This is a genomic window from Rahnella sp. CJA17(1/100), assembly GCF_963881615.1.
GTDB lineage: Bacteria > Pseudomonadota > Gammaproteobacteria > Enterobacterales > Enterobacteriaceae > Rahnella > Rahnella aceris.
Window position 1 is genome coordinate 146,794 of the sequence record NZ_CAWOJA010000022.1, and the last position, 13,696, is coordinate 160,489.

Here is a 13,696-nt window from a genome sequence, read left to right on the forward strand (position 1 = left end):
AGGTATAACATTAAATTAACCGGCCCTACCTATAAAAGTCAGACAGAGGTTTTTTCATGACTATTGAACGCACTTTCTCCATCATCAAGCCAAACTCCGTAGCTAACAACGACATCGGTGCTATCTACGCACGTTTCGAACGCGCTGGCTTCACCATCATCGCGTCTAAAATGCTGAAACTGACGAAAGAACAAGCTGAAGGCTTCTACGCAGAACACAAAGGCCGTCCGTTCTTCGACGGTCTGGTTGAGTTCATGACCTCTGGCCCGATCATGGTTCAGGTTCTGGAAGGTGAAAACGCGGTTCAGCGTAACCGTGACATCATGGGCGCAACTAACCCGGACAACGCACTGGCTGGCACACTGCGTGCAGACTTCGCGGATAGCTTCACTGCTAACGCGGTTCACGGTTCTGACGCTGTAGAATCTGCACAACGCGAAATCGCTTACTTCTTTACCGAAAGCGAAATCTGCCCGCGTTAAGATTTTTGAGTCACCGTTGCTGGAAGATAAGCCGCAAATTCACAAGAATTTTGTAACTGTACTTTCCAAACATGGCAACCGTGCCCTAAAATTTGTACAATGTTGCGCCCCGAATGAGCCAGCCTCTTCGGGGCGCAATTTTATTTGCAGGCCAGCCGTTACCTTTCGGGCCAGGCTCTGCACTTCCAATACGCCATAACGTGTAACAACGAGGCCATTTTCATCATGTTAGAATCCAACACGTCCGAGCCAATTTTGTCTGAAAATAACGCTGTTTCCGCAGAAGCCGTGAATACTGTCGTGCCTGCTGCCGCAAAAATTAACCTTCTTGACCTTAACCGCAAGCAAATGCGTGAGTTCTTCATCAACATGGGCGAAAAACCGTTCCGTGCTGATCAGGTCATGAAGTGGATGTATCACTACTGCAGCGATGATTTCGAGCAAATGACCGATATCAATAAGGCGCTGCGTGAAAAGCTGGCCCGCGTTGCAGAAATTCGTGCACCGGAAGTCGCGTCAGAACAACGTTCAACTGACGGCACCATCAAGTGGGCGATTCAGGTGGGCGGACAACTGGTTGAAACCGTGTATATCCCGGACGGCGACCGTGCGACGCTTTGCGTTTCCTCTCAGGTCGGCTGTGCACTGGAATGTACTTTCTGTTCCACGGCGCAACAGGGCTTTAACCGTAACCTGCGTGTGTCCGAAATTATCGGTCAGGTATGGCGTGCGGCAAAAATTATCGGTGCGGCGAAAGTGGCCGGTACGCGCCCCATCACCAACGTGGTGATGATGGGCATGGGCGAACCTTTGCTGAACCTCAATAACGTGGTTCCGGCCATGGAAATCATGCTCGACGATTTCGGTTTCGGTTTGTCAAAACGTCGCGTGACGCTTTCCACATCGGGTGTCGTCCCTGCGCTGGACAAGCTGGGCGATATGATAGATGTCGCGCTGGCGATTTCCCTGCACGCACCTAACGACGCCATTCGTGACGAAATTGTGCCAATCAACCGCAAGTACAATATCGATACCTTCCTGGCCGCTGTTGAGCGTTATATTAGCAAATCCAACGCCAATCAGGGCCGCGTTACCATCGAATACGTTATGCTGGATCACATCAATGATGGCACCGAGCATGCGCATGAACTGGCTGAGCGTCTGAAGAATACGCCATGCAAAATCAACCTGATCCCATGGAACCCGTTCCCGGGCGCGCCGTATGGCCGCAGCTCGAACAGCCGTATTGATCGTTTCTCTAAAGTGCTGATGGATTATGGCTTTACAGTTATCGTGCGCAAAACCCGTGGTGATGACATTGATGCCGCGTGTGGTCAGCTGGCCGGTGATGTTATCGACCGTACCAAACGTACGTTGAAGAAAAAAATGGCAGGCGAGCAACAGATTTCCGTAAAAGCCGTCTGATCCCAATGGGCTTCGCCACGGTGTTCCGTCGAAGCCCGCTGTTTTATTGTCGCTGGCAGGGTAAAGGGAATTAAGCATGACAATGAAGGGCAGTGTGAAAATGCTGATCGCCGCAGGCATGACTGTGGCTTTACTGGCGGGATGTTCCAGTTCACCGAAAGAAACGCAACAGGCCAGCGGCGCAGCACAAACGCGTCTCGAACTTGGCATGGCGTACCTGAATCAGGGGAACATGGAGGCGGCCAGGCAGAATCTGCAGAAAGCCGTTGACGGTGCGCCGCAGGATTATCGGACACAGCTTGGCATGGCGCTTTACGAGCAAAAAAACGGCAATCAGAAAGCAGCGGAAAGCCGCTACCAGCAAGCGTTGCAGCTGGCGCCGCAAAATGGGACGGTCTTAAATAATTACGGTGCGTTTTTGTGTAGTTTAGGGCAGTATGTACCCGCACAACAGCAGTTTAGCGCCGCAGCTAATGCGCCTGATTACGGTCAGGTTGCTGACAGTCTGGAAAATGCAGGCTACTGTTTTCTGAAGGCCAATCAGAATGAGGAAGCGCGAGTGTTACTAAGCCGGGCATTGAAAGTGGATCCCGATAAAGGCGCACCCTTGCTGACTGAGGCAACCAAAGAATTTGGGGAAGGGAACCGCGCTCAGGCGAAACTATTACTGGATGTATATCAACATGTTCTGCCAGCCACTGCCGACAGCCTCATGTTACAAATTCGATTCGCTGCGTTAGCGGGCAACCCGGATAGCGTTCAACGCTACGGTAAGCAACTTGCGCGTAGTTATCCACAATCTAAACAGTACCAGCAGTTCTTAGCCAATGAATACTGAAGCCCCTCAAGAAAATAATGCAAAACTGACTACAGGCGAACGTCTGCGTCAGGCTCGTGAACAGTTAGGTCTTAGTCATCAGGCTGTTGCAGAACGCCTGTGTCTGAAAGTCTCAACTATTCGCCAAATCGAAGAAGAAACGACGCCGGCCGATCTTGCGCCGACTTTCCTGCGTGGTTACCTCCGTTCCTATGCAAAACTGGTTCATGTCCCGGAAGAAGAATTATTAGGTCTGATCGGTAAACAAGCGCCGATTAAAGTGCCTAAAGTGGCTTCAATGCAGGGATTCTCTCTCGGTAAGTCTCGCAAAAAACGCGATGGCTGGCTGATGGGCTTTACCTGGCTGGTGGTGTTTGTGGTGATTGGCCTGACCGGTGCGTGGTGGTGGCAAAATCATCAGGCGCAACAGCAGGAAATCGCAACAATGGCCGATCAGTCATCAGCACAACTGAATCAGGATAACGGCCAGGGGCAAACTATTCCTCTGGGCGACAATGCGAATTCTGCACCGACAACAGAAGATACTTCTTCTGACACGGCTCCTGCTGCAAACACAACACAGCCGCAGAATTCTATCCCGCTGAATACCGCACCGGGCGCAGCAGCAAGCAACGCACCGGCAGCATCGGGTACGCCAGCGGAGCAAGCGCCTGCCGCTGTTTCAACCAGTCAGCCTGCAACTGCTGAAAACGGTCTGCCAACCGGTGATGCACAAACTGCGGCAGCAGGTGCGGATCCACAAGCGGTGACCTTTACCTTTAAAGCTGACTGCTGGTTCCAGATTGATGACGCATCAGGAAAAACCCTGTTCAGCGGCATGAAGAAAGGCGGAGAGACCTTCAGCGTGAAGGGCACTGCGCCGTATAAACTGAAAATCGGTGCGCCGGGGGCGGTGGATATCCAATTCCAGGGCAAGCCGGTTGATTTAAGTCGTTTTGTAAAATCAAGCCGTGTTGCGCGCCTGACCTTAGCTGCCGAGTAATCGGCAGTTTGTCAGACGATTGCAACGATGGAGAGTGAAGTAATGCATAACCAAGCACCCATTACCCGTCGCAAATCAACCCGGATTTATGTCGGCAAGGTGCCTGTAGGTGACGGAGCACCGATTGCGGTGCAATCGATGACCAACACTCGCACCACAGATGTCGCGGCGACAGTCGCACAGATCAAATCACTGGAACGCGTCGGTGTCGACATTGTTCGCGTTTCTGTGCCAACCATGGATGCGGCAGAAGCATTCAAACTTATCAAACAGCAGGTTAGTGTCCCGCTGGTCGCTGATATTCATTTCGATTACCGCATCGCCCTGCAGGTTGCAGAATACGGCGTAGATTGCCTGCGTATTAATCCAGGTAACATCGGTAACGAATCCCGCATCCGCTCCGTGGTGGATTGCGCACGCGACAAAAATATTCCTATCCGTATCGGTGTGAACGGCGGCTCCCTGGAAAAAGATATTCAGGAAAAGTACGGCGAACCTACGCCGCAAGCGCTGCTGGAATCGGCGATGCGCCACGTTGATATTCTTGACCGTCTTAACTTCGACCAGTTCAAAGTCAGCGTAAAAGCCTCTGACGTTTTCCTGGCGGTTGAGTCCTACCGCCTGCTGGCTAAGCAAATTGTTCAGCCTCTGCATCTGGGAATTACCGAAGCCGGTGGCCTGCGTGCAGGTTCCGTTAAATCAGCCATTGGTCTGGGCCTGCTGCTCTCAGAAGGTATCGGCGACACGCTGCGTATTTCGCTGGCGGCCGATCCGGTTGAAGAAGTCAAAGTCGGATTCGATATCCTCAAATCACTGCGTATCCGTTCCCGTGGTATCAACTTTATTGCCTGTCCGACTTGTTCGCGTCAGGAGTTTGATGTCATCGGTACCGTGAATGCGCTGGAACAACGTCTGGAAGATATCATCACGCCAATGGATGTTTCGATCATTGGCTGTGTGGTTAACGGTCCGGGCGAAGCGCTGGTTTCTACCATGGGCGTCACCGGCGGTCATAACAAAAGCGGTTTCTATGAAGACGGTGTTCGTCAGAGAGAGCGTTTTGATAACAATGATATGATCGACCAGTTAGAAGCAAAAATTCGCGCCAAAGCGGCGATTATGGATGAGAGTAAACGTATCGTTATCAATCATCTTGAAAAGTAACATCGGTTGCAGGTGTCAGCGTACATCTGCATTATTATATTGAACCCGACCGGGGTAATGGCTTCTGTGCGTTGAACCACAAGCCACAAAGCCCCTATAATCGGGTTCATTTTTTATAAAACGATAGAGAACTGACGTGGCAAAGAATATCCAGGCCATTCGCGGCATGAACGACTACCTGCCAGAAGACACAGCCCTGTGGCAACGTATTGAAGGATCGTTGAAACAAGTGCTTGGCAGTTACGGCTACAGTGAAATCCGTATGCCGATTGTAGAGCAGACCCCATTGTTTAAACGCGCTATCGGTGAAGTGACTGATGTCGTGGAAAAAGAAATGTATACCTTTGAAGACCGCAACGGCGAAAGCCTGACGCTGCGTCCGGAAGGTACGGCGGGCTGCGTGCGCGCCGGTATTGAACATGGTCTGCTGTACAATCAGGAACAACGTCTGTGGTACATCGGTCCGATGTTCCGTTACGAACGCCCGCAAAAAGGTCGCTATCGTCAGTTCAATCAGTTGGGTGTAGAAGTCTTTGGTCTGCAAGGGCCGGACGTTGATGCCGAATTAATTCTGCTGACCGCCCGCTGGTGGCGCGCGCTGGGGATTTCTGAGCACGTGGCGCTGGAACTGAACTCTATCGGTTCACTGGAAGCCCGTGCGAACTATCGTGATGCGCTGGTGGCTTTCCTTGAGCAACATAAAGACAAGCTGGATGAAGACTGTAAACGTCGTATGTACAGCAATCCGCTGCGTGTTCTGGACTCCAAAAATCCCGATATTCAGACGTTATTAAATGATGCACCGGAGCTGGGTGATTATCTTGATGAAGAATCAAGAGAACACTTTGCAGGTCTGTGTGAACTTTTAGAGCAGTCTGGTATCCCATATACGGTTAATCAGCGACTTGTGCGCGGTCTGGATTATTACAACCGCACCGTGTTCGAATGGGTAACCAGCAGCTTAGGCTCACAAGGTACTGTGTGTGCGGGTGGCCGCTACGACGGTCTGGTCGAACAACTGGGCGGTCGTGCAACACCGGGTGTCGGTTTCGCCATGGGGCTGGAACGTCTGGTATTACTGGTTCAGGCCGTAAACCCGGACTTCAAAGCACCGGCAACCGTCGACACCTACGTGATCTCATCCGGTGCTGGCACGCAAAGCGCAGCTATGCAACTGGCTGAAACACTGCGTGATGCGCTGCCTGAGCTGAAAGTTATGACTAACTACGGTGGCGGCAATTTCAAGAAACAGTTCGCCCGTGCTGATAAATGGGGTGCGCGTGTTGCCCTGGTACTAGGCGAAACTGAAGTCGCTAACCAGCAGGTCGTCGTAAAAGACCTGCAGAGTGGAACGCAAGAAACGCTGGCGCAAAGCGAAATCGTCGCGCGTCTGGCTTCGATGTTGGGTTAAGGAGAAGGACACTGTGGAAGTCTATACCACTGAGAATGAACAGGTTGATGCTGTACGTCGCTTCTTTGCCGAAAACGGTAAAGCGCTGGCCATCGGCGTTGTTCTGGGTATTGCAGCCCTGGGCGGCTGGCGTTTCTGGCAGAGTCACCAGGACTCTGCCCTGACGGAAGCTTCTGCGTCTTTCCAGCAAGCTAATCAGTCGCTGACCAGCAATAACGCGAAAGGCGTGGCTGATCTCGAAAAATTTGCTCAGAGCAATGACAATAATTACGGCGTATTTGCCGCCCTGCAACTGGCTGATCATTTTGTCGGAACCAGTGATTTCGCCAATGCTGAAAAGCAATTAGTGCAGGCGCAAGGTCAGGCCAAAGAAGATAATTTACGTTCGCTGGTGAACTTACGTCTGGCGCGTGTCCAGATGCAGCAAGGCAAATTTGATGATGCACTCAAAACGTTAGACGGCGTGAAGGGTGAAGGCTGGACGGCTATGCAACAAGGCATCCGTGGTGATGTTTTGCTTGCCAAAGGCGATGCAAAAGGTGCTCGTGAAGCCTACAGCAAAGGACTTGATTCTAAACCCTCTCAAACGCTGCAAACCGTGCTGCGTATGAAATTGAACAACTTAGCCAGCTAAGGGGAACCCCGATGCAATTGCGTAAAACACTCTTGGTAGGATGGGTTTCTGTTGCCCTGCTAAGTGGCTGTTCATTGTTTAACAGCGAAGAAGACGTGGTCAAAATGTCTCCGCTGCCAAAAGTTGAGAACCAATTCACACCGACGCAAGTGTGGAGCAAATCCGTAGGCGACGGCATTGGCGAATTCTACTCCAATCTGCGTCCGGCCTGGCAGGACAGCACCATTTTTGCAGCTGACCGTTTTGGTCTGGTTAAAGCACTCGATGCTGACAGTGGTAAAGAAAAATGGAGCGTCAACCTGTCTGAAAAGACCGGCTTCCTCTCCCGAAATATTTCTGCACAGCTGTCTGGCGGCCTGACAGTTTCAGGTGATCACGTTTACGTTGGCAGTGAAAAAGCTATCGTTTATGCATTGAACACCACTGATGGTAAAATCGCCTGGCAGACCAAAGTGGCGGGGGAAGCATTGTCCCGTCCGGTTGTCAGCGATGGTCTGGTTCTGGTTCACACCGGCAATGGTATGTTGCAGGGTCTGAATGAATCCGACGGTACCATTCAATGGACCGCTAACCTCGATATGCCAACGCTGTCTCTGCGTGGTGAATCAGCGCCTGCGGTAGCCTTTGGTGCTGCAATCGTCGGTGGTGATAATGGCCGCGTCAGTGCTGTACTGATGAAAGAAGGTCAGCTGATCTGGCAACAACGTATTTCTCAGACTACCGGTACGACTGAAATCGACCGTCTGAGCGATGTGGATACCACGCCGGTTATCGTTGATGGCGTTGTTTACACGCTGGCATACAATGGCAATCTGGTGGCGATGGATCTGCGTTCTGGTCAGATTATGTGGAAACGTGATGTTGGTTCTGTGAATGACATCATTGTCGACGCAGGCCATATCTATATGGTTGACCAGGATGACCGCGTGATGGCGCTCGATACTCAGGGTGGTGTCAGCGTGTGGCGCCAAAGTGAGTTGCTGCACCGTAACCTGACGGCACCGGTGCTGTATAATGGTTACATTGTGGTCGGCGATTCCGAAGGCTATCTGCACTGGATCAACACCACTGATGGTCGTTTTGTTGCTCAGCAGAAAGTCGACAGCGATGGCTTCCTGAGCGCGCCGATTGTGGCAAGCGACAAGCTGGTTGTGCAGGCGAAAGGTGGCGAGGTTTACTCCTTCACCCGCTAATACTGCGACCGGCATCTGGCCCTGAGGTCGGTTGACCCCGGGCTTTAAAACGGCTCCTGAATTGCTCAGGGGCCGTTTCGTATTCTGAAATCCGCGTAATCCCCAATGAGAGATTGCGCTGTAACAAATTGAATTATAGTGGTTTGCAATGAAATTCAGCAGGCCAGCTATTTGCGTTTAGCACCACCTATAAAAACACTGAGGCTTCAAAATGATACCTGTCGTTGCGCTTGTTGGGCGCCCGAATGTGGGTAAATCCACTTTATTTAACCGTTTAACCAAGACGCGTGATGCGCTGGTGGCGGATTTCCCGGGGCTTACGCGTGACCGCAAGTATGGTCGTGCCGAAATTGAGGGTAATGAATTCATCATCGTGGATACCGGCGGTATTGACGGTACCGAAGATGGCGTTGAAACCCGCATGGCAGGGCAATCTCTGCTGGCTATCGAAGAAGCGGATATCGTGCTGTTCATGGTGGATGCGCGCGCGGGCCTGATGCCTGCCGATCAGGGCATTGCCCAGCATCTTCGCAGCCGTGAAAAAGCCACTTTCCTGGTCGCCAACAAAACTGACGGGCTGGATCCGGACAGCGCAACCGGTGATTTCTACTCACTCGGTTTGGGCGATGTGTATGCTATCGCGGCTTCACACGGCCGTGGCGTGACGCAACTGATCGAACACGTACTGATCCCGTTCGTGGGTGAAAAGCCGGAAGAAGTCGAACTGACCGAGGAAGAAGCTAACGCGGCTTACTGGGCTGAGCAGGAAGCCACCGGTGATGAAATCCCTGAAGACGAAGAAGATAATTTCGACCCGCAGTCTCTGCCAATCAAACTGGCTATCGTCGGACGTCCGAATGTAGGTAAGTCCACACTGACTAACCGTATTCTGGGCGAAGAGCGCGTCGTGGTTTACGACATGCCGGGCACGACCCGTGACAGTATTTATATCCCGATGGTGCGTGACGAGCGTGAATACGTTCTGATTGATACCGCCGGTGTGCGTAAGCGCGGCAAAGTGACTGAAACCGTGGAGAAGTTCTCGGTAATCAAAACCCTGCAGGCGATTGAAGATGCCAACGTAGTGATGCTGGTTATCGATGCCCGCGAAGGCATTTCCGATCAGGATCTCTCGCTGTTAGGCTTTATCCTCAACAGCGGGCGCTCACTGGTTATCGTGGTCAACAAGTGGGATGGCATGAGCGAAGAAGCGCGTGCTCAGGTTAAAGATCAGCTGGATCTGCGTCTTGGTTTCGTTGATTTTGCCCGCATTCACTTCATCTCTGCCCTGCACGGCAGCGGCGTTGGCAACCTGTTTGAGTCAGTAAACGAAGCGTACACCTGTGCAACCACGCGTGTGAGCACTTCCTTACTGACCCGTATCATGCAAATGGCGGCTGACGATCACCAGCCACCGCTGGTCAATGGTCGCCGCGTGAAACTGAAATATGCTCACGCCGGGGGCTATAACCCGCCAATCGTGGTGATTCACGGTAATCAGGTGAAAGACCTGGCTGATTCCTATAAACGCTATCTGATGAACTATTTCCGTCGTTCACTGAAAGTGATGGGAACGCCAATCCGCATTCAGTTCAAAGAAGGTGAGAACCCGTATGAAGGCAAGAAAAACTCGCTTTCTCCTCACCAGCAGCGCAAGCGCCGACGTCTGATGCAGCACCTGAAAAACAAATCCTAAACGAATGGGGTGCATGAAAATGTACCCCTTTTTTTCGTCTTAATTTCCCCGCAAGGAGCTGGCTGGATGTTCTGGCAGACCTGGAGTTTTGCGTTTGGCGTTACGGTTCCCAATTTATTGATCTTGCTGCTGGGCGTGTTTTTGCGCCGCACTGGCCTGATGGACGACAATTTCAACGAGAAAGCCAGCCGGCTGGTGTTCAATATCGCCTTACCTTGCCTGCTGTTTTTCAGCGTGGCGCAAGGACATGATTCCTCAGGCTCAAATCTGCCGCTCGCCATTTATGGTGGCCTTGGCACCGTCGCTTCATTTCTGTTGCTGGAACTGGTGGCGATAAAACTGGTGAAAGACCCGCGTGAGCGCGGTATTTTTGTGCAGGGAGGATTCCGCGCCAATACCGGCATCGCGGGTCTTGCTTATGCCTCGCTGGCCTTTGGCAGCGAAGGTATTGCGCTGGGGTCGATGTATCTGGCGGTCACAGTGATCCTCTTCAACGTGCTTTCCGTGATTACGCTAACCCGCAGCCTGAAAGGCGGGCAGGGGAATAGCATCGGGCTGAAGCCGATTCTGCGCGGTATTATCACCAATCCGCTGATTATTGGTCTGGTGCTCGGGCTGGCGTTTAAGTACAGCCATTTACCGATGCCAGCGACCATTGCCAGCACCGGTGAGTTTATTTCAGGGATGGCGCTGCCGCTGGCAATGTTATGTGCCGGTGCCAGTCTTGACGTGAAGGCGATGTTCCGCAGTTCTCACGTGGCGGCCTGGTCTTCCGCGTCACGTGTGATATTTGTGCCTGCGCTGATGACCTTCGGGGCATGGTTGTTTGGCTTTCGCGACGCGGCGCTCGGCGTTATATTTCTCTTTTCCTGCACACCGACCGCAGCGGGCAGCTACGTGATGACCCGCGCAATGGGCGGCAACGCGACGCTGGCGGCGAATATTATTGCCGTCACCACGCTCGGATCATTTTTCACTACCGCACTGGGTCTGTATTTACTGCGGACGCTGGGTGTTATTTAGAGGGATAGACGATGGATGCACTTTGTCCGGTTTGCAGCCAGCCGATGAGCTGGGTAAGTGGTCACTTTCATTGTGACGCCGGCCATGGCGACTATCAGCAAATCGCATTATGCCCGGATTGCCAGCAACCGTTGCAGGAGCTGAAAGCCTGCGGCGCGGTAGATTACTTCTGCCAAAACGGGCACGGGATGATTTCTAAAAAAAGGGTACAGTTTACGTATTCGCCTTATTCCGCAGAGTGATCGTCAGGGGGAGCCTGCTTCCATAAATTCACCAGTTCCTCGGGCGTTTCGGTTTCAGGAATAATCACCACCAGGCTGGCCGAATGCGCTTCCGATGCATAGTAAATCTCCAGCCGGAAATAACGCTGGTCGCCATGACCGGCGTTTTCTTTTTCCTGAGCATAGGGCAGGGCTTTGTTGATGAGCTGGCAAATTTCCCGCCGCTTATCATCACTCATACCTGAAAGTTCGACCCGTCGCGGCCCGCTGAGTTTCGGGATAAACGCAATGCCGCCTTCGCGGTAAATCTCAATGACCGCATTACTTTCCAGCGAATCTAAAGGTTTCATTTACATCACTCCAACCTGCTCCCAGGCTTCACGAACCGCTTGTGCAACGGAAGCGTCAAAGCGTTTTTCCGCATGCTGAATCGTCAGTTGAGCGAACGTGACAAAGTCTGCATTTTTGGGCAGGGATTTATCACAAACCGTGTCATACCAGACGTAACCTGCACGTTCCCACGCGTTACCACCCAGTTTAGTCGCTGCCAGATAGAACGCGCGGTTAGGTATGCCTGAATTAATGTGCACACCGCCGTTGTCATCGCGGGTATTCACATAACCCTTCATGTCTGCCGGTTGCGGATCTTTACCCAGCAGCGGGTCATCGTAAGCGGTGCCGGGATGAGACATCGAACGCAGGCCGGAACCGTTAATGCCTTTCGCCAGCAAGCCTTCACCAATAATCCAGTCGGCTTTATCGGCAGTTTGTTTCAGGTGGAATTGTTTCACCAGCGAACCAAACACATCCGACATTGATTCGTTCAGCGCGCCGGACTGGCCGTTATATTCCAGACCTGCTTCCGTTTCGGTGACACCGTGGGAAAGCTCGTGCCCGACAACGTCGATAGCAATCGTGAAGCGGTTAAAGATTTCGCCGTCACCGTCACCAAACACCATCTGCTGTCCGTTCCAGAAGGCATTCTGATAGCCTTTGTCATAATGTACCGTGCCGAGAAGCGCCAGCCCTTTGTTATCAAGGGAATTTCGCTGATAGGCCTGCCAGAAGAAATCATAGGTCACGCCAAGATAATCATAGGCTTCATCCACCGACACATCGCCGTTACTCGGCTGACCTTCCTTACGCACGGACTCCCCCGGTAGTCGGGTGGTATTTTTGGCGTCATAAATATCACGCTCAACCTGACCCGCTTTGGCTGTCACGATCTTCTGCGGTTTGGCGTAGGGCTGTGCCATCAGGGTATTCACATGTACCAGCGTTTGTCTGGCACATCTGCGTTGGGGCTCTGAACCGTGTTCAATAATACGGTTAAGCATGTAGGGCGGGATAACGCTGTTGTAACGCTTTGCTGAACTGTGATTCATCGTGAATCTCCTTATCAAGAGTCACCCGAAGGTGAAAACAAGGTGTTCTGACCGTCTGATACTGAAAGCCGGCTAATGAATAGTCATCACCGTCAGTATAGGACTGCTGAGCGTTAAGCCTGTTAAAGATGAGATTTATCTGTCCGGCTGCGGGTCATACAACGTATGCGAATGACAAATCACAGCGCGTCCGCTGGCTTTTCTGACCGACTCGCGCACCACCAGTTTTCCCTGCAACAGCTGCGTTGTGTGAGGCGCATCAGGGCGCAGCATGCGCCGTTGCAACAGGGAAATCGCTTCGGCACCGAGTTCATCGCGCGGCACATGCACCGCTGTCAGCGGCACATCGTGAATTTCTGCAAGATTGAATCCGTCAGTGCTGATAACGCTGATATCCCCGGGCACGGAAAAGCCGCGTTTAGCCAGCGCGGCTACCACGCCGGAAGCCATAAAATCGCCACCGGCCAGGATTGCGGTCGGCAGCGGCTGGCCGGGCGGCAAGGCATCCAGAAATTCCAGCAGCGCCTGTTCGCTTTCCTGGGCACCGAATCCTGAGGTATTCAGCAGATGCTGGCTGTCACTGAAAACCTGATGATGGCGCGTGAACGCCTGTTTAATCCCCGTGAGCCGAAGTTCCATCGTATGACGTCGCAGGCACTGCACGGTCACGATATGTGTGTGGCCCTGAGAAAAGAGATAGTCGCAGGCGAAATCGCCCATCGTCTGATGATCGGGGCTGACACTGTCATGGCGCATATGCCGGTCATGGCAATTGACCAGCACGCAGGGCTTGCCCATTTCAGCGGCCAATTGATGAATGTGAGGATCGTCGATACCGACCAGTAATACGGCTTCGGTTTGCGGATCGGTCATTTTGGCGATGAACAGCGCGGCATCGGCGTTTTCTTCTTCCATCGCACAATAACGGACGCGCACTTCATGATGGGCGGTGGCAGCCAGAATGCCCTGGATCACCTTGTAATAAAAAATATCGCTGCGCACATCAAAGGCGCGGGCGGGAGCGAAAATCAAAATGTTGTTGAGCATCAGCCTGCCGGTGGAAAGGCCATCGAGAACGCCCTGAGATTTGGCACACTCAAGCACGCTGTCGCGCGCCTTGCTGCTGGTGTTATTTTTTCCGGCTAAAACCCGTGAAACGGTACTGATCGACAACCCTGTCTGGTCGGCAATTTGCTGGATATTTAACTTTCCTTTCAAACTGTGATCTCCTTCAAAATCGTC

The 13,696-nt window shown here is 52.4% G+C and carries 14 protein-coding genes; 11 read left to right on the forward strand and 3 right to left on the reverse strand.

Going from position 1 to position 13,696, the window contains the following annotated elements:
* Window positions 1-56: 56 nt before the first annotated feature.
* The 11 genes from ndk (at window position 57) to AACU55_RS12195 (ending at window position 11,090) form a co-directional block, all read left to right on the forward strand.
* A complete protein-coding gene (gene ndk / locus AACU55_RS12145; protein ID WP_013574367.1) occupies window positions 57-482 on the forward strand; it encodes a nucleoside-diphosphate kinase in 426 nt (141 codons plus the stop codon).
* 225 nt (window positions 483-707) lie between these two features.
* Entirely contained in the window at window positions 708-1,907 is a 1,200-nt protein-coding gene (locus AACU55_RS12150; protein ID WP_013574368.1) for a bifunctional tRNA (adenosine(37)-C2)-methyltransferase TrmG/ribosomal RNA large subunit methyltransferase RlmN, read from the forward strand.
* A gap of 100 nt (window positions 1,908-2,007) precedes the next feature.
* Window positions 2,008-2,745 (forward strand): type IV pilus biogenesis/stability protein PilW, encoded by a 738-nt coding sequence (pilW, locus tag AACU55_RS12155; RefSeq protein WP_041673193.1) that lies wholly within the window; start codon window positions 2,008-2,010, stop codon window positions 2,743-2,745.
* A complete protein-coding gene (gene rodZ, locus AACU55_RS12160; RefSeq protein ID WP_134705513.1) occupies window positions 2,735-3,727 on the forward strand; it encodes a cytoskeleton protein RodZ in 993 nt (330 codons plus the stop codon). Before pilW ends, rodZ begins: the two co-directional genes overlap by 11 nt.
* Window positions 3,728-3,769: 42 nt before the next feature.
* Entirely contained in the window at window positions 3,770-4,891 is a 1,122-nt protein-coding gene (ispG, locus tag AACU55_RS12165; protein ID WP_134705514.1) for a flavodoxin-dependent (E)-4-hydroxy-3-methylbut-2-enyl-diphosphate synthase, read from the forward strand.
* 136 nt (window positions 4,892-5,027) lie between these two features.
* Window positions 5,028-6,302, forward strand: coding sequence for a histidine--tRNA ligase (hisS, locus tag AACU55_RS12170; RefSeq protein WP_134705515.1), 1,275 nt, complete (start codon window positions 5,028-5,030; stop codon window positions 6,300-6,302).
* Between the two features lie 13 nt (window positions 6,303-6,315).
* Window positions 6,316-6,936, forward strand: coding sequence for a YfgM family protein (locus AACU55_RS12175; protein ID WP_013574373.1), 621 nt, complete (start codon window positions 6,316-6,318; stop codon window positions 6,934-6,936).
* An 11-nt stretch (window positions 6,937-6,947) separates the two neighbouring features.
* Window positions 6,948-8,129 carry an outer membrane protein assembly factor BamB gene (gene bamB / locus AACU55_RS12180; RefSeq protein WP_013574374.1) on the forward strand — a complete coding sequence of 394 codons (1,182 nt, stop codon included), beginning with the start codon at window positions 6,948-6,950 and terminating at the stop codon, window positions 8,127-8,129.
* Window positions 8,130-8,340: 211 nt separating this feature from the next.
* Entirely contained in the window at window positions 8,341-9,825 is a 1,485-nt protein-coding gene (gene der / locus AACU55_RS12185) for a ribosome biogenesis GTPase Der (RefSeq protein WP_013574375.1), read from the forward strand.
* A 66-nt stretch (window positions 9,826-9,891) separates the two neighbouring features.
* On the forward strand, window positions 9,892-10,848 hold the full coding sequence (locus tag AACU55_RS12190) for an AEC family transporter (protein ID WP_134705516.1): 957 nt from the start codon (window positions 9,892-9,894) through the stop codon (window positions 10,846-10,848).
* Window positions 10,849-10,859: 11 nt separating this feature from the next.
* The gene (locus AACU55_RS12195; protein ID WP_134705517.1) at window positions 10,860-11,090 is read left to right on the forward strand and encodes a zinc ribbon domain-containing protein; all 231 of its coding nucleotides are present in this window, start codon (window positions 10,860-10,862) and stop codon (window positions 11,088-11,090) included.
* On the opposite strand, the gene AACU55_RS12200 is transcribed toward AACU55_RS12195, so the two are convergent.
* The 3 genes from AACU55_RS12200 to AACU55_RS12210 all read right to left on the reverse strand — a co-directional run bounded on the left by AACU55_RS12200 (window position 11,075) and on the right by AACU55_RS12210 (window position 13,672).
* Window positions 11,075-11,419, reverse strand: coding sequence for a protealysin inhibitor emfourin (locus tag AACU55_RS12200; protein WP_037036404.1), 345 nt, complete (start codon window positions 11,417-11,419; stop codon window positions 11,075-11,077). The two genes, AACU55_RS12195 and AACU55_RS12200, sit on opposite strands and share 16 nt — an antisense overlap.
* Window positions 11,420-12,454, reverse strand: a complete 1,035-nt coding sequence (locus AACU55_RS12205) for a M4 family metallopeptidase (protein ID WP_112151286.1) — start codon at window positions 12,452-12,454, stop codon at window positions 11,420-11,422.
* A gap of 135 nt (window positions 12,455-12,589) precedes the next feature.
* The gene (locus AACU55_RS12210; protein ID WP_134705518.1) at window positions 12,590-13,672 is read right to left on the reverse strand and encodes a LacI family DNA-binding transcriptional regulator; all 1,083 of its coding nucleotides are present in this window, start codon (window positions 13,670-13,672) and stop codon (window positions 12,590-12,592) included.
* Window positions 13,673-13,696 lie beyond the last annotated feature (24 nt).

Coding starts and splice junctions, on each gene's coding strand:
- rodZ (WP_134705513.1), top strand. CDS start 2,735: ATGAATACTGAAGCCCCTCAAGAAAATAATGCAAAACTGACTACAGGC.
- AACU55_RS12150 (WP_013574368.1), top strand. CDS start 708: ATGTTAGAATCCAACACGTCCGAGCCAATTTTGTCTGAAAATAACGCT.
- AACU55_RS12190 (WP_134705516.1), top strand. CDS start 9,892: ATGTTCTGGCAGACCTGGAGTTTTGCGTTTGGCGTTACGGTTCCCAAT.
- AACU55_RS12200 (WP_037036404.1), bottom strand. CDS start 11,419: ATGAAACCTTTAGATTCGCTGGAAAGTAATGCGGTCATTGAGATTTAC.
- der (WP_013574375.1), top strand. CDS start 8,341: ATGATACCTGTCGTTGCGCTTGTTGGGCGCCCGAATGTGGGTAAATCC.
- ndk (WP_013574367.1), top strand. CDS start 57: ATGACTATTGAACGCACTTTCTCCATCATCAAGCCAAACTCCGTAGCT.
- ispG (WP_134705514.1), top strand. CDS start 3,770: ATGCATAACCAAGCACCCATTACCCGTCGCAAATCAACCCGGATTTAT.
- AACU55_RS12205 (WP_112151286.1), bottom strand. CDS start 12,454: ATGAATCACAGTTCAGCAAAGCGTTACAACAGCGTTATCCCGCCCTAC.
- AACU55_RS12195 (WP_134705517.1), top strand. CDS start 10,860: ATGGATGCACTTTGTCCGGTTTGCAGCCAGCCGATGAGCTGGGTAAGT.
- bamB (WP_013574374.1), top strand. CDS start 6,948: ATGCAATTGCGTAAAACACTCTTGGTAGGATGGGTTTCTGTTGCCCTG.
- pilW (WP_041673193.1), top strand. CDS start 2,008: ATGCTGATCGCCGCAGGCATGACTGTGGCTTTACTGGCGGGATGTTCC.